This window comes from Candidatus Parcubacteria bacterium (genome assembly GCA_021414235.1).
Taxonomy (GTDB): domain Bacteria; phylum Patescibacteriota; class Minisyncoccia; order Phycocordibacterales; family JAKFXT01; genus JAIOOV01.
The window spans coordinates 39,739-58,327 of the sequence record JAIOOV010000004.1 but is presented as its reverse complement, the minus strand read 5'-3'; the positions used below and the strand labels follow the sequence as shown (position 1 = coordinate 58,327).

At 54.7% G+C, this 18,589-nt stretch carries 15 protein-coding genes; 1 reads left to right on the top strand and 14 read right to left on the bottom strand.

What is annotated here, in order from left to right:
• From K8Q93_01025 to K8Q93_00960, 14 genes are all read right to left on the bottom strand, one after another.
• Positions 1 to 1,227, bottom strand: coding sequence for a hypothetical protein (locus K8Q93_01025; protein ID MCE9643818.1), 1,227 nt, complete (start codon positions 1,225 to 1,227; stop codon positions 1 to 3).
• The gene (locus tag K8Q93_01020) at positions 1,224 to 1,961 is read right to left on the bottom strand and encodes a pilin (protein MCE9643817.1); all 738 of its coding nucleotides are present in this window, start codon (positions 1,959 to 1,961) and stop codon (positions 1,224 to 1,226) included. Before K8Q93_01020 ends, K8Q93_01025 begins: the two co-directional genes overlap by 4 nt.
• Complete coding sequence (locus tag K8Q93_01015) at positions 1,945 to 2,679, bottom strand: hypothetical protein (protein ID MCE9643816.1); 735 nt, start codon at positions 2,677 to 2,679, stop codon at positions 1,945 to 1,947. The genes K8Q93_01020 and K8Q93_01015 overlap by 17 nt, the downstream gene beginning before the upstream one ends.
• A complete protein-coding gene (locus tag K8Q93_01010; GenBank protein ID MCE9643815.1) occupies positions 2,676 to 4,490 on the bottom strand; it encodes a conjugal transfer protein TraC in 1,815 nt (604 codons plus the stop codon). The genes K8Q93_01015 and K8Q93_01010 overlap by 4 nt, the downstream gene beginning before the upstream one ends.
• Position 4,491: 1 nt before the next feature.
• Positions 4,492 to 5,121 carry a hypothetical protein gene (locus K8Q93_01005; protein ID MCE9643814.1) on the bottom strand — a complete coding sequence of 210 codons (630 nt, stop codon included), beginning with the start codon at positions 5,119 to 5,121 and terminating at the stop codon, positions 4,492 to 4,494.
• Between the two features lie 57 nt (positions 5,122 to 5,178).
• Positions 5,179 to 5,604, bottom strand: a complete 426-nt coding sequence (locus K8Q93_01000) for a PrgI family protein (GenBank protein ID MCE9643813.1) — start codon at positions 5,602 to 5,604, stop codon at positions 5,179 to 5,181.
• Positions 5,605 to 5,615: 11 nt separating this feature from the next.
• Entirely contained in the window at positions 5,616 to 6,341 is a 726-nt protein-coding gene (locus K8Q93_00995; GenBank protein MCE9643812.1) for a hypothetical protein, read from the bottom strand.
• A 3-nt stretch (positions 6,342 to 6,344) separates the two neighbouring features.
• Positions 6,345 to 8,459 carry a hypothetical protein gene (locus tag K8Q93_00990; protein MCE9643811.1) on the bottom strand — a complete coding sequence of 705 codons (2,115 nt, stop codon included), beginning with the start codon at positions 8,457 to 8,459 and terminating at the stop codon, positions 6,345 to 6,347.
• Between the two features lie 2 nt (positions 8,460 to 8,461).
• A complete protein-coding gene (locus tag K8Q93_00985; GenBank protein ID MCE9643810.1) occupies positions 8,462 to 10,027 on the bottom strand; it encodes a hypothetical protein in 1,566 nt (521 codons plus the stop codon).
• A 1-nt stretch (position 10,028) separates the two neighbouring features.
• Positions 10,029 to 10,883 carry a hypothetical protein gene (locus K8Q93_00980; GenBank protein ID MCE9643809.1) on the bottom strand — a complete coding sequence of 285 codons (855 nt, stop codon included), beginning with the start codon at positions 10,881 to 10,883 and terminating at the stop codon, positions 10,029 to 10,031.
• A gap of 75 nt (positions 10,884 to 10,958) precedes the next feature.
• A complete protein-coding gene (gene rsmA / locus K8Q93_00975) occupies positions 10,959 to 11,753 on the bottom strand; it encodes a 16S rRNA (adenine(1518)-N(6)/adenine(1519)-N(6))-dimethyltransferase RsmA (GenBank protein ID MCE9643808.1) in 795 nt (264 codons plus the stop codon).
• Between the two features lie 10 nt (positions 11,754 to 11,763).
• The gene (locus tag K8Q93_00970; protein ID MCE9643807.1) at positions 11,764 to 13,698 is read right to left on the bottom strand and encodes a UvrD-helicase domain-containing protein; all 1,935 of its coding nucleotides are present in this window, start codon (positions 13,696 to 13,698) and stop codon (positions 11,764 to 11,766) included.
• Between the two features lie 39 nt (positions 13,699 to 13,737).
• Entirely contained in the window at positions 13,738 to 14,052 is a 315-nt protein-coding gene (locus K8Q93_00965; protein ID MCE9643806.1) for a hypothetical protein, read from the bottom strand.
• On the bottom strand, positions 14,049 to 17,204 hold the full coding sequence (locus K8Q93_00960; GenBank protein ID MCE9643805.1) for a hypothetical protein: 3,156 nt from the start codon (positions 17,202 to 17,204) through the stop codon (positions 14,049 to 14,051). The genes K8Q93_00965 and K8Q93_00960 overlap by 4 nt, the downstream gene beginning before the upstream one ends.
• A 270-nt stretch (positions 17,205 to 17,474) precedes the next feature.
• Here K8Q93_00960 and K8Q93_00955 point away from each other — a divergent pair, with 270 nt between their 5' ends.
• Positions 17,475 to 18,476 carry a peptidoglycan DD-metalloendopeptidase family protein gene (locus K8Q93_00955; GenBank protein ID MCE9643804.1) on the top strand — a complete coding sequence of 334 codons (1,002 nt, stop codon included), beginning with the start codon at positions 17,475 to 17,477 and terminating at the stop codon, positions 18,474 to 18,476.
• Positions 18,477 to 18,589 lie beyond the last annotated feature (113 nt).

The window sequence follows — 18,589 nt, the reverse complement described above, 5'->3', positions numbered from 1 at the left end:
CTATCTCAAACGGACGCTCCAGAGGGAGAGGTCCTTTTTGTTTATAAAAAGAAGGAAGCGGTTGTCGCCAGAGACTGACACCTCGATGCTGTCCATCTCCTCTTCAGTAAACTTCTCCAGGATGACGAGGTCTCCAGTAGCTGTATTCACCTCCCAGAGCGTGTCAGTGAAGCTCTTTTCTCCCGAATACCACTCGTCCGGGTAAACGCCGGGCTCCGCGGTCTTTGGCATGAAGCAGTATGCGATACTCGAGGATGCCGTGCTCCAGGTGCATTTTTCCGCAAAGGTGCTGAGGGGCAGAGAAGAGGTGCGTTTCGTAGCTATGTCGAGAAGCGAGAGCTGGGGGAAGTTGGTGACTGTTTGAGAGACGAGGGCTTTGGTGCCTTTGTCGTTGGGAAGCGCGGCGAGGCCGTAGCCTCCGAGGAGGAGGGGTGCTGGGTTGGTAGCATTTCCAGAGAGGAGGAAGAGCCCTCCAGGAGCGTACGCGGAAGCCTTGCTCTGCAGGAACACCCTGTTCCCTTCGAGGAGCCGAGGAATCCACTCAGAAAGCGGATAGGAGAATATTCTGCTCGGGACTTTGCGGTCGAGATTCATGAGGAAGCCTGCGGTCCCGTTAGCGTCGTCTTTTTGCAGGTAGAAAATGTCGTTCGAGCGCGCGGAGAGCCAGGTGATGTCTTCGGGGAGCTCGGAGGTGAGAAGTGGACGGAATTCTCCGGAGGAGGTCGCTAATACTCTCCCGTACTGGGTACGGATCGCACCTGAAGGAAGAGTGGAGCGGAGTAATACGGTGCTGCTCGAGGTGAAGGTCGCTTCGACTGTCTGCGGCAGGGTGGTGTTGGTAATGCGCTTGTGGGAGACTTTCTCTAGCGAGCTCTCGTAGATATTCCCGGTACCCCGGTCTACATAGCGGGTCACCCACTCCCCGTTATTCTTGGCGATGGTGTAGCCTGCCACCGGCTTGGCGGAAACCTGGTACACCTTAGGGGTCTCTGGGACTTCCTCCTTCTTCTCTCCGTTCCCATTCGTACTTCCGCTTGGAAGTGATGCTCCCCCGCCGACAGAAGGAAAGATGGGGAGATTGCTATTACCGTTAGGGCCGCCGGTTAGTACAGAGGTGTCGGTGTTCGTGATGTATCTCCAACCGAAGAACGCGACGACAATTAGTATTACGGTACCTACAAAATAGGCTAGGAAAAGAAAAAGTTGTTTTTTAGAATCGCTGCTCATATCGATCGATTACAGGTTTCGCGGGGAGGGTTTGGCGTACAAGAGCAAGAGACTCTCCGCCCGGAAACAGAGGGTGTGTATAAGTACGAACCGCAAGTGAGGCTAAACTGCTCGTGCGCTCTCGTGGCGGCCTCCTCACACTGGTCTCGGGTGAAGGTGGCTTCCATGGACATGCACTGAGTTATGTAGCTATCGTAATCGAAAAGACCGACTATCTGTTTCCCACCATTGCTTGCTGCTGCGGCCTGTTCTTCTGTGGTCGGCGGTCTCGCCCCTATATTGTAATTCTGAGAAACTTCCCGGGGCACTTGCGGCCTCGAGAATTCCGTCGAGGGGACGGTGACCCTAAGTTTGCTCAGCCCCGCATCGAGGTTCACCAGGCGGGGGTTGATAGTGTAGAGGATGAGATAGGAGGCAAGCAGGAGGCCTATTCCCCAAACGATCTGGGTGAGATGCTTCTTGGCGTTCTCCTTGCTCACGACTACGTCTGAAGTCATGTAGGCGAAGCCGTAGACTATCCCCAGGATAACGGCGGCAGTCGCACTGAGCCCGAGGACAAGATAGAAAGCGCTCTGGAGATAAGAGGTCAGCGTGAGTTCTGTGCCTATGACCGCGGGGAAATTAGGCAGAGGGCGGAGGAGCCGGTACTCAACTTGCGCGAACACCTCCCCTGCCCCGGCGAGGAACATTGCCGCCGCCGCGCCGATTCGTAGTGTGTTAGCGAGTAGGTTCATTGCCGAAGAGGATAGTGAATCCATATGAGGCTAGCTGAGTGAATTTATTCCTATGTCCGACCTGGAGCGCGATGGTGGAAACTCCACGTTCTCCTTCGCTCCGCACGACGAGACGGTCGTCTCCTGCGTCGCTTTGCCCGCCCACGCTCCATTCGTATTTGAGCTGAGGGTCCCGCGAGGTGTCTGCAGAGAAGAAGAACGGGATGCCCAGGAACGCAGTTTCAGAGCCAGAGAGAGTGAATTCTTTGGCTACCGCTCGATTATAAAGCACGCCTAGGATCGCGTTGTCCTCATAAATCACGACCTTAGGCTTCCGATCCTTCAGGTACATGGATTTTTTGGCCCGGTAGCTTCCGTTAGGGTCGGCTATCTCCACCTCGAGGAGGGTCTCGTCGCTTGCGATGGATGTTGCGAAGGTGGCGAGCCGCTTCCCTGTTCCGGTATACCCAGGGATGACCTCCCCGTCCCGCATCCATTTGTAGTGAAGCCGCGCTGGATCGAGCGAGGTGCCCGAGAGATCGGGGTAGGCCACGACAGTCACTGCGTTCTCTCCCGAGAGAAGCGCTTTCCCGCGGTAGAAGGGCGGCGCATAGGTATCTCCTTGGAAGAGGATCTCTGCATTCCTTACGGATGCAGCTGTCTGCGCTTCTGCTACATTTCCACTTCCCCACAGGAAGAGGCTTGTCAGGAGCAGTGCGTTGAGGAAGAGGTTCTTCATTGCTTTAAGGAGAGCTCCGTCTTGGCTTTCTTGATGGCGAGGAGTTGAGAAGGGTCGGAGGTGATGATCTGGTCCTCGGTATAAGAGGCGATCACTTTGATGGCTACGTGTTTCAACCCCGCGAAGAATATCCCCTCCCCCACGTCGGACTCGAGAAGAAGATACTTCTCCTCATCGGTGAGGTTGAAGGTCCTCTGTACCTCGTCGATCGAAGAGGGCGACTGCTTGAGCAGAAGCTGAATGGAGGAGTTGGTGATGATGGGGAGCCCGTACGGCGATTTCAAGAAATCGCTTACGTCCTGGGTGATGGTGGCAAGCCCTAGGTAGTATTTGCGCCCACGCTTCGCCAGGCTATAGAGGAAGGAAGCCGTATCTTCCGATTTCATCATCCACCACGCCTCATCCATCACCAAGAGGCGCTTCTTGATGTTCTTGCGCACCGCGTTCCAGATATAGTGCGTGATGAGATACATGGCCACCGGCTTGAGCTCATCTTCCATGTCGCGCACGGAGAAGACTACGAATTTCTTGTTGATATCAACGTTGGTAGGACTGTTGATGAACCCCGCCCAGGTGCCACGAGTGTATTTGGAGAGACGCTGTGCGAGCGAGTCCCCTCCTTCCATGCCGGAGAGCACCATCTCGAAGTCGGACATGAGGGGCGGCTCGATATTGGCGAAATTTGAATCCGGGCTTATATCCTTGAGCGCATAGGTCTCGGTGATGGCGCGATCGATGATGGCGTCCTCCTCCGGGGTGAGTCCTCCGAGCATGATGCGGAAGAGTCCGACGAGGTTCACGGTGTTGGAGCGAAGCACGTCCGAGGGCGATTCGTCTTCCCCCGGCATCGGCAGGTCGAAGGGGTTTATGTGGTGGTCGGAGGTGAGTGAGATATTGAAGTAGCGACCGCCGACGGCGTCTGCGAGATATTCGTACTCCTTCTCCGGGTCGATGACGATGACCTCTGTGTCGAACATGAGGCTGCGCAGGATTTCGAGCTTGGTAGCGTAGGATTTGCCGCTTCCGGACTTTGCGAAGGTGATGGAATTGTAGTTCTCGAGTGAGAAGCGGTCGAAGAGCACCAGGCTCGAGTTTTGGCGGTTCACGCCGTAGAGAATGCCCTTGTCGGAGGTGAGGTCGAAAGAGATGAATGGGAAAAGGCTTGAGAGCGGCGAAGAATTGAGCTTGCTGTGCACATTAAGCTCGTCCGTGCCGATCGGCAGGATACTCTTGAAGCCCTGTTCCTGCTGGAAGAGCGCCGGCTTCACATAAACGAGCTTGGATTCGAGGATGGATTTTATCTCGTTCTCCGCCTTGTCGAGCTCAGTCTCCGAATCTCCGTAGACAGAGATGTAGAGGCCGACGTCGAAGAGCTTCTCCTGCGCCTGCTGGAGGGAGTCACGCAGGTTCTCCAGGTCTTGGTAGGCGGTATCGAGGACGGGGTCGCGTACGAGTCCCCTCTCTTGGCGCGTATTGATCTGGCTCTCTACTTCAGCCACCTTCTTCTGGAACTGGCGGAGCACCTTGGCGGTATCGATGGGGTGGACGAAGATAGAGACGTCAAAGACCTTGTCCAAGTTGATGACCGGGGCGAACCAGCTTTCTGAAAGGAAGCGGGGGTAGGAGATGACGAAGAAGCTTCGCACGATTTTGTCCCCCAGATTGAGACTGCGAGGGCTCACTTTGAGCGCGGAGGGGGCGATGACGTCTTTCAGTTCCAGGACGCCGGATTGGTATATCTCCTTAGGAAGGATGGCGGTGAGTGCATCCTCCTCCTTCTTTTTAGAGCTTAAAAAATCAAAAAGTGCCATATCAGGATATCTTTATCGGCTTCTCCAACTCCCCTGGGTTAAACATCTTATAGAGGAGTTCTATGGCCTCTTCCGTGCCGAGCTGGGCCACCCGCACGCCGATACGAGAGAGTCCTTGGACGACGACGCCAATACGTTGCTCAAGCTGAGAGCGGTTCTCTTCAAATTGAGCCACTGCGTCGCTCTTCGCGTTCGTCCCGCTCTTCTTAAAGAAGCCGCCGATTCCACCTGGAGAACTTATGATCGCTGGGTTATAAGGTACCACCACGAAGAAGTTCTTGGTCATGATGTTACTCGATTCCGTGAAATTCTTGATGAATTCTATGTATTCCCGGGTCTGTATCTTAAGGAGCTCTCCTGTTTGTGCCGCGTAGCGCTCTTCGAGAAGGGCTATGTAGGGACGGATATCGAGCTTGCGGGACTGGATGAATATCTGGACGCTGAACTCCAGGGAATTGAGGAAATTCTGGAACTGCAGGATGAGAGCCTTCTGCTCGTCTTCGGATTTGAGCGAGAAGTTGAGGGAGGAGGTGAGCAGGACGGCGCGCAGAGATCCGTCTTTGAGGACGACGATGCCGTCCCTCACCTCTCTTATCGGTACGAAATCCTGAGTAGCTTGAGAGCTAGGCATACATTAGTACTATTGTAGCACTCCCTCCCCTCTCTTTCTTCGTGTTTTCCCCCGAAACTAGCGTTCTTGAGGTGTGTTTGATTGACGGGAGAGCTTCTCATTCACATCTAGGCTCCAGGCGAGCTCCTTCAGCTTGCTTTCGGAGAGCTTAGGTCCCATCACAGGCTCGCTCGTGATTTTTGCAGCGACCTCTGCTGGTTTGGGCAGCTGCTTTTTCCAAAGATAGAGCTTCCCTTTAGTGGCGTACCCGAAAGCCGCCTCCATTATCTCGATGAAGGGCTTTTCGTTTACCTTATAGAAAGCGAGAGCGAGGGCGAGGGCTACGATGGGCAGGATTATAAGGGCTGCGATATAGACAGGCAGGAGCCGGTAGGCCACTACAGAGAGGCCTATTCCACCGGCGAGGTAGAGGAACTGCCGGAAAGTGAAAGGTCCGATGATCTTATCTTCTACTTCGATGAATTGGGGTACTTGGAATTGCATAGTCTATCCTCCTATTCTATAGGTTCTCTGTATGGATCCACAGAGCGTCGGGTCTCGGGCTTGGGTTCCGGCCGTATCTCGGTAATCGTTCTTGGTGCTTGGGTGATGGGTGATGCCGGCGGGGTAATCGGCGGGACAGGCGCGATGACCGGAATTACCGGGGGCTCTGTTACGACGGGCGCAGCGGCGGGAGCGGCTAGCTCGTGTGAGGGGTCGATAGTGAGTGGAAGAGCCGCTATCTCCCCCACTCTTGGTTCTGCGGGCTTCACGTTCTCTTCGGAACGACCCAATACTTTGGAGTTGTGGGTTTCCGCAAGAGAAAAATTTTGTGAAGGTTCCAGTCTGAAACGAGAGGGTGAGGGGTTCTCGATTTCTCGTAAGAGACTATCGCGGGTGATGATTCCCTCGTCTTCTGCCTCAGTTGTATCCTCGATCATCCGCGCCTTGATCGGTTCAAGGATCAGCTCGTTGACGTCTGTCACTATGTCTTGCGCTACGAAAGAATCCACGCCCAAGTTCTTTTCCAAGTTATCCGGGAACTCTTCGGAGTCGGCGAGCCCAACGAGCAGAAGCATGACCTCTGTTTCCAGGTTCCCTACCTGGTCGAGCAGGAGAGCTCGCTTTTTCCCTATCGCTTGCACCGCTTCCGAGACATCCGCTCCGAGGATAGCGTCTTGGACCAGCTTCGGAAGCTTGTCGAAATTCTCTTTTAGGATGTTTATGGTTTCCTGATCCATGGCTTAATGGGCGGCCTCTGCGTGCGGCTCTTCCTTATGGTCGTCATTTGCAGCTTTTTTCTCTCCTCCTTTCTTTTCTTCTGCCTTCTTTTCTTCCTTGCCTTTATCCTTCCCTGTCTCGTCGGGGAAGGCTTCTTTCAGAGCATCTTTAAGCCTCTTTTGCTTGTCTTCCTTGAAGCTCTTACGTATCTTCTCGGCTGCCTCCTTGTTCTTGCGACCGGCAATCCATGTGAGAGGGTTAGCCGTGACGACCCTGTTCCCCTTTTCATCGGTAGAACTGATCCGTTTTGCGTAAGCTTCCTGACGTGAGTTACCAGCTTTTTTCTTCTCCTGCTCTATATTCTCCTCGAGGTTGGTCTTGGTTGCCTCGAGCGCGGCAAGCTGGTCTCTAAGGACTTTCTCGGCGGCCTCGGCTTCCTGGCTCTCTTGGGTGTATCTTTCAACTTCTTGTTTCGCTGCTGCTTCTCTTGCCTTGAACTCAGCCTCTTTTTCTGGGGTAACTGTCGCTCCCCCTTCAACCATTCCGTCTCTCTCTAGCGAAACTGCGAGGAGAGCTCCCTCAGCCCGCCTCTTCTTCTCGGCTGCCTCTGTGGTTTTTGTGACCTGAATGTCGATCTCTCCTTGCTTCGAAGTAATATCCGCGCCTGTATCGGAGATCTTGTCCTTAATTTCCTTTTCTTTGTCTACAATCGCTTTCTTATTTGTTCCAAGATAGTCCTTGGCAAATTTCTCGCGAGCCTCAACTTGAGTCTTGAGTATCTTGTCGTACCCCCCTTCTCCCCCGGCCTTGCCGAGGTCGGCCCCGATCGCCTTGGCTCCCTTCTGCAGGGTCGCCGTCTTTCTCACATCAAAACTGCTTCCCGCAGTATATTTAGTGGCTCGAAGCGCTCCCGACCCTATCACGCTTCTCGCGGCGTAGTTCTTCAGACCTTCGCTTGTCGCCAGCTTGCTCGCGGCTCGGCCGACCGTCATGCGTCCAAGTCCCGCAACGCCGCCGACGGCGAGGCCGAGCGTCGTACCGGCCCATGAGGTGGCTACTTCGGATATCTCTTTGGAGGCGCTACGGGCGAATGCCAAGCAGCGATTCATCAGGATCAATATCAGTATGTAGAGGAAGACTGTTTTGATAACAGAGAAATCTCCCCCGTTCCCTATCGATCCGAGGCCGTTCACTCCGCTTGCGATAGTGGCATTGCCTGTCAGGTTTTTAATGAGGAGGAGGATGAAGAGGATAGCGAACATATACGCAGGTGCCACCATGGAGTAGCCGAGCAGCTCCTCGAACCACTTTTTAAGGTTCCCCTGAAGCCCTGGTATGGCGTATGCGACGAACATGAGGGGGGCGACGACGATGGAGAACATCAAGCGCACGGTGCGGACGATGAAGATGAAGGAAGCTTCCAGAAGTACGTAAGCGGCAAAAAGGAAAAGCGTGCCGGTGAGCAAGAATACGATCCCGTCGTCGATATTGCTTGTGGCGGAGGTGACGTTGCTCGCGATAAGGGTCTGAGGTCTTAGGTATTGCAAAAAGGCATCGGAAATAAGGCCAGAGTCCTGGGGCGAGGGTCCGGCAGCCGAAGAGCCTGTCCGGGTGATCTGATTGTAGGCAACGGTGGCAAGGCCGTTTCCTGCGTCGATGACCACGAGGGTGATGAATGCGCTGAAGTTGATGAGCATCGCTCCTATGATCACTGCCACCACTTGTTTCTGGAGCGCTCCGGAATCGGCGATGCCTAAGATGGTTCGTACGGCTATGTACACCAGGGCGAAGATGAAGCCTATGTTGGAGATGTCTCGAAGTACGGTCCAGCCGGCGATCACTCCTTCGTTGGTAAAGAGGGATCCTCTGGTGATGAAGGAGATGTCTCCTATCCCCAGGCTGACTCGGATGGAGAGGTCTAGAAGGTAAGCGCTCGCGCTCATCAGCACGATTCCGAGCTGCATAAACAACCAGGTGACGCCGTAAATGATCGCTCCTGCTGTCTTGTCCCCTATCCACGTTAAGAGACCGGCATGCGCCATTTTGGTAGGAACGAGTAAAAGGACCGCGACGAGGCAGGCTCCGAGGAGGAAACCTCTTCTTCTCACCAAGTTTTCTATGTACTTAAGGAAAGACATTCTTAGTTTGGTCCGCCTCCTCCGCTTTCGCCCTGAGGGAAGGCGCGGCACTGGGCCAGCTGATCTTCAAGTTTGATACTGAGGCCGTTGAGAGGGTCTCCGGGGCGGCTATTGGTCGCGTCGTAGAGGTTTTCAGACTCGGTAGTGAACTCTCGTTCTGCTTCGACAAGGTCGCTTCGGGTGTGGGCCGAGGAAACGAGTGAGGAATACTCACTCGCGTAACCTGAGTAGGCCTGTACCGAGGTCGTGGACGTAATTTTATTCTTCAGTACGGAGAAGGCCGAGATGATCTCGGTGCTGCTCGCTACCCTTGTCGCAAACGGGACCTTTTTAGGGAGAATGATATTGGTAAGTGTGGAGGAGGCGGCCGTGATGCGAGTGCGCGCTGTTTGGATGTCGTTGCTGCTAAGCGAAGCTGTCCGTGAATTTATCTTTCCGTTGTAGCAGGCGATGATATCCAGGGCCTTCCCCTCCATACCCATAGGAGCTCCGTAGAGGTTTAGGGTTGCCGCTTTCTGGTCGCGGTATTCCCCTTCGTCTCGGATGCTCGTCTCTATCGCGCCAAGAAGGTTGCCTTGGGCACCCCCAGAGGAGGAGCTGCCGGTAGCGAGCTGGTTGGTGTAGGGAGTACCGCCGTTGTAAGAGCCATTCGAGAGCCCGTAGAGACCGCCGGAGCCAGTGAGTGCCATGCGCGCAAGTTGAGCGAGGAGTGCGGAAACGATTTGATCGAAGGACTGGGCGATGACTAGCTTGTCTTCTCCGAGCGCGAGCGCTTTGTTGAGCTGAGTAGCGATCACGTCTCCCGGGGTGCCTATGCGGCAGACATTCTCTTGCCGTGCAGGGCAGGCTTCTCCTCCGTCGGGACAATCATCCCTAACATCCAGAGTTTCGCACACCTCGAAGCTCTTGAAGAGCCTGCCTGCCTGGAGCTTCTTGTCTTCTATGCCTACCTTAGCTGCTATGCGTCGGGCAAGCTCCGTTTCCGCCATGACTGTCGCGGTGTAGGGATTATTCTCCGCTCTCGAGAGGGAGAGGAATCCTGCGAGGCCTCCCTGGGACCAATTCCCGCTCATGAAGCCCTGGAGGTTCGAGACGACTCCGGTGATGGTACATTGCGCCTGCTTACGGAATTGGTTGCCGCGATAGCCGAGCAGAAGAGAGAGACGGATGCTCTGCGGGTAACACATGAACTCGAGATCGTTGCTTCGCAAGAACTTCTCGAATTCAAGGTTAGCTACTCGCGTGAATTCCTCCTGCAGATTCTGCACGAAGGCAGGGCTTCCTTGGAAACCGCTGTTTATCCAATCCACGATAGCGGCGGTGATCGCCTGGATGATCATGGTGGAGAGATGCCAGCCGATCGGATCCAACACTGCTTCCTTGAAGGCAAGGTATGCGGTTTTTACTGCTGTTATCGTGTTCTCAACGAAGTTCGTAGGGTCGAAGACGATGTCGCCGAATCCGAGGGCTGCTTCAGCTTTCTGAGGCATCGCGGCAAAGCCTCCCATGAAGAAAGTAAGGATGATGAGCGTGGAGAGGAGGCTTTTCTTAAGGGTATTCCAGAACATATTACTTGCTTCCCATAGACATCACGATCGAGCCGGATTCGTTACTTGAGAAGACGACGCCGGAACTCTTAAGGAGGGACGCGATCTGTACGAAGGAGTTGGAGAGAGCCTGTACGTTCTCTTCATATTTGTTTATGTACAGGACTGTACGAACCGGATCCTGAAAGGCCACCATCATCGCGTCCACGCTGTCCCCTATCGCGCTCAAGCTGTTGACGAGAGAGAGGTGTGCCTTCACCGCCGAAGGCGGTACTGAGAGGCGCAGGGCCGCAGAAAGGAGATTGTGATAAGAGGTTGCTATAGGCGAGATTCCCTGGAGTCCCCGGGGATTATTCTGAGCTAGCGCCTGGGAGAGCACCACTGCTTCGTTCGTGTCTGTGCTCGAGTTGTCGCGGATAAGCTGACCCAGTGCGTTGCCGTACCCTCTGAGTGCTGCGGTATTCTCAGAGCCTATGCGGATATCTTTTTCCGTGTAGATAGTAAATCGGAGGTTTATCTTGCCGAGGGTCTCGTCGATGACTCTCTGCTGAGCAGCTGCGTCGAGCCCTCCTCCGTTCTGGGCTGCGGTAAATTGGGTGAAGAGGCTCCTGGCGAGAAGATCAGTGAGGGTGCTTGAGGCCAGATCGGTTGCCGGATTGAGGGGCTTGGAGGTGATGGAGTTGAATTCCTTCTGCCAATCTTCCGAAGGGGCTTCCGCCTTTTGGGCGGCGATACGTTCTTTGATGAGGGCGGTGAGGTTGACGGAGGTTTCGCTGTTGTTTCCGGAAGTGCCGATGAGGCTCCCCTTCCTCGGTTCCTTGGAGAGGAAACTTGCACCGAGAACGAGCAGCAGCGCGAGTCCTACGGACCCTGCCATATACGTAAAAGTTCTACTCGGAAGATAGCGAGCGTAGGGCTCCATAGCCCTCACAGTATAGCAGATTATCTCTCTCTACTGCTTCGTTTTACACACCGCTTCAAGATTTTTTGCTAGTTCGAGCCACTCTGAGAGAGCGAGGTCTTCCGCGCGCACGGTTTTTTGCTTACCGATAGCGCCTAAGGCCTCTTCTACTAGCTTTGGAGCGCAGATTCCTGCAAGGTTCCCGCCGAGCTGCTTGCGCTTATGTGCAAAACCAGCCTTTAGTACCTTGAAAAAGTAGTTTTCGTCGACAGACGTGAAGGATTTCCGAGATATTTCTTCGATATGGATGATGGCGGAGTCCACTTTGGGCGGTGGAGAGAAGCTCCCTGCGGGCACTTTCTTGATGATGGAGGGGTTCCCGTAGGCTTTTACCGAGAGCGAGAGGAGGCTTTCCTTCTTGTCTTTTGCCACGATTCGATCGGCTACCTCTTTCTGCACCATGAGGGTCATGGAGCGGGGCTGATGCTCCCCGGAGAGGAAGCGGCGCAGGATATCGCCGGTGAGATAGTAAGGAATATTGGCGGCAACCTTATAAATACCCAATGTTTCAGGGTCGAAAGAGGAAATATCGCCTTCAATGAGGAGGAGCTGCTTCCTGGTGATAGCTTCTTTGAAGCGTTCTTCGAGGCCTGGGAGGAGATCCTTATCCTTCTCTACAGCTACTACCTGGGCTCCGTGGTTGAGGAGCTCGGCAGTGAGTATGCCGGTACCTGGCCCGATCTCCAGCGCCACATCACCTTCTTTGAGTTCCGCGGCCTTACAGAGAGCCTCTGTCGCGCTCCGTGCGACGAGAAAATGCTGACCTAGCTCCTTTTTTGCGCGCATTTTCTCCATATTACTCTAGATATATGACTTTCCCGTGTGGTCGCTCGTCCTCCTCTGCTTCAACGAGCTCTTCCCCTATGTCTTCTAGGAAGTTGGATGGCATGTTGATCCCGCGGGAGCCGAATACTGTGCGGACGGAAGCGTAGGTGAGGAAGAGCTTCTTGCGAGCGCGGGTGAGCGCTACATAGAAGAGACGCCGCTCCTCTTCCTGGTCCTCAAGTTTCTGATCAAAGCCTCGCTTGTGCGGGAAGAGATCCTCTTCGAGTCCGGTCACGAACACGTAATCAAATTCCAGTCCCTTGGAAGCATGCACGGTCATGAGCTTCACTCCCGCCTGCTTCTTCTCGAGATCGTCCTGGTCGCTCGCGAGCGCGGCTTCCGTGAGGAGCTTCTCTATACCCTCGGGTGCAGGCATGTCATCGTACTTCTGCGCGAGCGCTACCAATTCGTACATGTTCTCGAGCCGCTCCTCGTCTTCGCTGCTTTTTGTTTCGAGCGATTCTTTAAGTCCGCTTCGTGTAATAACGAAGCCTACGGTCTCTGAAGCGGTCGCGGTGCGTATCTTCTCCCCTATCTCCTTCAGCGCTACGCGGAAGTTAGCCACCTTCAGTCGCATCGCCGGAGGAAGCTCTTCCTCCTTTCCTTCAAATATCTTGAGTGCGGTAGTCTTGCCGATGCCGCGCGTTGGCGTGTTGAGGATGCGCTTGAGGTCCCCTAGTCCGTCTGGGTTCATGGCTGCGCGCAGATATGAGAGGACGTCCTTCACTTCTTTGCGTTCGAAGAAGCGCACACCGAGCACTTGGTATGGCACGCTCTCTCGCAAGAAGGCTTCTTCTAGTGCGCGGGATTGGAAGTTGGCGCGGTACAACACCGCGATTTCTTCAGGGGTGCTGCCCGCTGCTATTAGTTTGGCTGCGGCGGTAGCTACGAAATGCGCTTCGCGGTTCTCGTCGTAGGCGCCGTAGACGGCGATCTTCTCCCCTTCTCCGTTCGAGGTGAAGAGGTTCTTGTCCTTGCGCAGGGTGTTCTTGGCGATGACCGCATTCGCGGCTTTCAATATGGTCTTGGTGGAGCGGTAGTTCTCTTCGAGGAGCACCACCTTGGTCTCCGGGTAATCGTCCTCGAAGCGCATGATGTTCTTGAAATCCGCCCCTCTCCAGCTGTAGATGCTCTGGTCTATATCCCCCACCGCGCAGATATTGTGACTCTCCCCTGCGAGGAGCTTGGCGGTATCGTACTGCACGCGATTGGTATCCTGGTACTCATCGATGTGCACATGCGTCCAGGTCTTGCGGTAGTGCGCGAGCACCTCAGGGTGCGAGCGTAAGAGGTTGAAGGTCTTGAGCAAGAGATCGTCGAAGTCGAGTGCCTTCTCTTCCTGGAGGGTCTTCTCGTATCCCGCCCAAGCGGCAGAAAGGATGTCGCTACGTGCGTCTCGAGCTTCGCGCTCCTGGAAGTCAGCAAGACTCTTCCCCTGCCCCTTGAGGCGGGAGATGCCAGAGAGGATCTTGCCTGGCTCGAACTGTTTTGGGTCGAGACCTGCGGAAACCAGCGCGCTCTTCACTGCAGAGAGCGAATCGCTACGGTCGAATATGGAGAAGTGTCGCGGGAGCCCGAGGAGGCGGCTGTTCTCGCGGATGATGTGCACGCCGAGCGCATGGAAGGTGCTCACGAAAGGGCGCTCATAGATGCTGACCGGCAGATTGATATCGCGACTCTCTGAGAGGAGCTTGTCTACCCTTTCGCGCATCTCTTTAGCTGCTTTGTTGGTGAAGGTGATTGCCAAGATGCTTGAAGGGTTCACTCCTTCTTCGATGAGGCGCAGTATCCGATGAGTGATTGTCTTGGTCTTGCCGGCACCTGCGCCTGCGAGGATGAGGAGGGGTCCCTGCGTGTGGAGGACGGCTTCTTTCTGTCTTTCGTTTAACGAAGATAGACTCTGCATTTGCAGAGTCTATCACAGTGCCCCTTTACGATGTTTTGCTCAGGAGAGGGCTTTCATGGTGCCGATGAATTCTTCTTTGAATTCCTCTATCTCTTCCTCCACTACTTCGTCGAGATGCGGGATTTTTTCTTTGAGGTAGAGGTAGAGGGTGTCTGAGTCAGGGTCTTTCTCTTGTGCTTTCAGCACCTTATCGAGCGTCGCGCGTTCTTCGATGGAAAGCTCCTGCATGGCGCGAGTGAGCACTCCTTGGAATATGAGATTGCTGATGCGCTCAAGGATGTTCTCTTGTTCCGCCGAGGTGAGCTTGTCGATGCCGAGGCTCTTCAGGAGGTCTTTTTTAATAGCAGCGATCATGATGTGTAATAAGTAGGTTTGCCCGGCAGCGCGTTAAGGAAGGTCTCTTCGACCGCTCGCTTCGCGAACTCCTCGACGGTTTCTGTCTTGTCAGGAACAAGACCAGAGCGTTCTTTGAGCTCCGCGACGACCTCTTGGATCTTAGAGAAATCTTGGGATCGGAGAATGCTTGGACCGACTTTCCCGTAATAGGCGCCCCCGTCCTTGCCTCCTGAGCCTCCGTACACTCCTTTGAATTTGTCGACCTCTAGGGCGCTAAAGTTGCGAGCCTGCGACCATTCTAGTGAATCAACTCCTTTCTTATCCCAGGGTAAGAACGACCAGAATGATCTTGAGGGGAATTTCTGATCCAGATAGCTGGCGTAGGCGGCTTGGACTTCTGACCCCAGGATGACAGGTTCCTTATCAAGGGAGGCAGAAGACGGCTCTGTTTCGACGCCTGGTAAGAGATCGGTGTCCCCCGGGACTTCTCCGGTCTCCAGGCCTGGCAGAGAAGCCTTCGGTTTGAGCATGTTCTCTATATTCGCGTCCCCAATCCTCTTTCCAGGATTCATCTCTTTCCACTCTGCGACCCTTTCCGCAATAATTTTGTTGTTCTCCCCGATCTGTCGGATCTCTTCTGGGCTGAGGCTGGCGCTTCTAGCCAAACCTTTATCCACGGAAGTCTGGTCCTCGAAGAAGCGCGTAAGGTTAAGCTGCTCCCCTGCTTTGAGGTTATTGAGGTCGGCTACTCTTCCGTTCGGCTGGGTAGCAATTTCTTTCAGCTGCTCCGGAGTGAAGCCCTTCATCATCGCGTAGCGATTCTGTATGAAATTAGTCTGAGCTTCCTTGCCTGGCAGATTCTTGAAGAGGCCGAGCTTCTTGGCCTCGAGCTCGAGGCTCTTGATGACTCCTTCCCCTTTGCCGAGCTTGTGGATGATGGGGCCAGACTTCTCCGGGACGATCGGAGGCACCATTCCGGGTTCGGGGGATTCTCCAGCCACTCCTCTTGTCGTACGTGCCGGGAATTGCGGCTCATTCGGACGGGGTTCTCCTGGGTTAGCGTCGATGTTTTCTGGCCGTGGACTACGGATGACCGAGTCTGGTGAGGGCGGTATCGACGGAGCAGGGGTTTCTCGCGGCTCCTCTAGTATTCCCTCTGGATTAATCCCCTGCCATGCGGCGGTCAGGTTAGGAGTATCAGCGGTGATAGTCGGAGCGACCCCCCGGGTGATCGGAGCTCTTCGTGGCGACTCGGGGATATTTGCTGTCGCACGCGGCGGCGCCTCTGTGGGCTCACCTCCCAACATCCCTTCGTGTGAAATACGGGAAATACCAGGTGTCGACGGGACGTTGTTAACAGTGCTTGTGATTGCCTCTGTTGCGACTCCCCCGTTTCCTCCGAAGAACCACCAGCTGAATCCGCCGGTTAGTCCGCCTCCGATAGCTGCGCTTGCAAGAGCGGTGTCTCTCATGCCGAGGAGCCTGGTCTTGGTGTCGTACCACTTCTCTTTCTTCTGGAGATCTTCCCAGGCTTCATCCACTTCCTCTTGGGTCTTCAGGAGGGCTAGCTTCTCTTGGAATTTTTGGCGGTACTCCTCTATCGCTGTTTGTTTCCCCGCTTCGCGTTTCTTATCCCTCCGTGCCATCATCTTGGGAGCTAATCCGAGATAGATAGCCAGAGAGGCTCCAGCCCACCGGGTCGCGAAGACGCCTGCAGTCAGGGCAGGAGCGATGCCGACAGTGCTCGCTATTCCCGCTCCGGCAAAAATCGCAGTTCCACCCACGACATATTTGACTGACGGGTGCTTCTTATTGAAGCGAGCGAAGGATTCAGCTCCCTTCCTAACTGTCTCCCGCGCTTTCGTTGGAAGGATCTCGGTCCGAGCTTCTATGCGCGCACGATACATATCTTCTGCGGCTGCGGCCCTGATGCTCTGCTCCCTCCTATCCTGTTCTTGAGCAATCTTTTCAAAATACAGCGTATCGTTCTCTCCTGCAGCCGCCTCCGCCTCTGTCCTTATCCGACGACGCTCTTCTTGTATATATTCTTCCGTCTGCTCAAGATATTGCCTCTTGAGATCCGATACGCCATTCGTATCCTCTGCGTTCTGAGAGATTTTTTTATCGCTTGCGCCTAGCTGCTTAAGGAAACCCTTCTTTGCGCGCGCATCGGATTCCTCCCGCATGCGCTTCTTGAGGGTCGCTTTGTAACGAGCATATATCTCTTCGCGGGTAGCCGGAGCGGCCTCCTCTTCTTTTTCTAGGCTTCTTTTTGTCGTTTCGAGCCTGGTAAGCTTGGTTTCAACCGCAGCTGTAGCTTGGGGGTCTGCTTGAGCCGGGATACCGGTCTCCGGCTGTCCATCTACAGCCTGCCCTTCAGCCTGGTTGGCTCTGGCGAGGATTCCCTTCTCCCGAGGGCCGAATGCTGTCTCAGGGTCGATACCCGCAGACGTAAGGCTGTTTGCGTATGCCTTTAGGAAATCAGCAAAAAGCAGATCATTCTCTTCCCCGAGCTTCCTTGTCTCTAGGATCTTCCTTTCGGTTTCAGGTGAAGGTCCGTCGGTTTCAGCTTCTCTGAATAACCTCTTGATCTTTTCATTGTTCTTATTGATGACGAGCCACAAACGAAGTGCTTCTCTTTCTGTTGGTACTTCGGTTTCTTTGACCAGATTATCTATTCGCTGGAGCATCTCTTGAAATCTCCCTTGAGCGATAGCCGCCTCTGGAGATGTCGCTGCTTCCTCTCTCCCCTTCCTTTCCTTTTTTAGGGCCACACCCGTCTCCCCGGGGGTGAGCAGGCCTTTTTCATACGGCTCGAACACTGCGTCAGTGTCGATACCTTTGGAGACAAGGAGGGTTTTGTATCTTCGTAGTACTTCAGGGAACAAGGTGTCGTTCTCCTTGCCCAACCTCTCTATCTCCAGGAGAGCCTGGCTGATTTCGTGCTGACCTTCGCTCTCTTGTGCTTGTTTGTCGAGTTCCTCGATCTTGTCGTTGTTCTCATCAACCTTCTTCCATAGCTCGACGACCTCGTTTCCGGGGTGGATGCCGGTTTCTGCCTCTATCCTATTCAATCTCTGGAACATTTCCTCGTACTTTCCCTTGGCGATGGCGCCATGCGGAATGAGTTCGAGAGGAGCAGGCTGAGGCGAGACCTCTTTAGGCTTCATAAGTGACTCCATTGTACCTTTGAAAGGGTAAAAACCTTCATCTCGGGCTTATCCACAGGGGGTCTTTTTGTCGATTGACTAACCCTGGGGGGAGGGTATAGTGGATAGGTCCGAACGAACGATATTCCTATTATATGGCTCTATTAAGCCATATAAACCGATTGCACGACCGCGCATTCCCCTAAGAATAGACCTATTTCGACCCTCTCCCAGGACTCCCGTCCGCACCCGACTTCCTCCCTTGCGGCCTACGGGACGACATATAGAACAGTGACGACCGCCTTCCTGGCCGCCGCCCTTTTCATTTCCGGCCTCCCTCTCCCGGCAGAGGCGGCCTTTTTCCCGCTCATTCCCCTTCTTTTTGATAAACCCAAGGTGGTAGTGGTCCCGGAGAAGCCCATGAACGTCCAGACCATGCCTCTTCTCCAGGCGGCGGTGAATGTGGACCCGAATCCGGCCAAGGGCGGCGGCGACATCACTATTGTGGGCAGCGCCCTCCTTGCGGAGAACGGTCCTTCCGGCACCATCCGCGACGTGGAGGAGCGCGAAGTGAACCCCGACCACATCAGCGTCTATGTAGTCCGTGAAGGCGACACTTTAGCCGATATCGCCAAGCTTTTCGGAGTCTCCGTGAACACCATCACGTGGGCCAATGATCTTAAGAGTCGCACAGTGAAGGCAGGCGACCAGCTCATCATTCTCCCCGTTTCTGGCGTGCAGCACACCATAGTGAAGGGCGACACCTTGGAGAGCGTCGCTAAGAAGTACAAGGGGGATATATCTGAAATAGCTCAGTTCAACGAGCTTTCCGAGGACGCCAAGCTCGTCGTGGGCGAGACCATCATGATCCCGGATGGCGAAGTGTCCGCTCCTAAGCCTGCTTCGAGTGGCGTGAAGCCGAAGATCAAAGGCAGCGGCCCCGCGCTTGCCGGCTACTACACCCGTCCGGTCAAGAGTGGTGTTCGCAGCCAGGGGCTCCATGGCTACAACGGAGTGGACCTCGCTGCTACCTACGGTTCCTCTGTCTACGCTGCTGCCGGTGGTCAGGTCATCGTGAGCCGCAACTACGGTTACAACGGCGGCTATGGCAGCTATGTCGTTATCAAGCATCCGAATAATACGCAGACCCTCTACGCCCACCTCAGCGCAAACCTTGTCTTCCAGGGTGCGTATGTGGAGAAGGGTCAGGTCATCGGCGCTGTCGGTAACTCGGGCAAGTCTACCGGTCCCCACCTCCACTTCGAGGTTCGCGGCGCGGCGAATCCGTTCTAGAGATTTTTTATGTAAGGAAGAAAGAGCCGCGCGAAGGCGCGGTTTTTTCGTACGAGCTATCGAGAGATCCATCGGTCATACCAAAAACGCCCCTCTCGGGGCGCCTCTTCAGA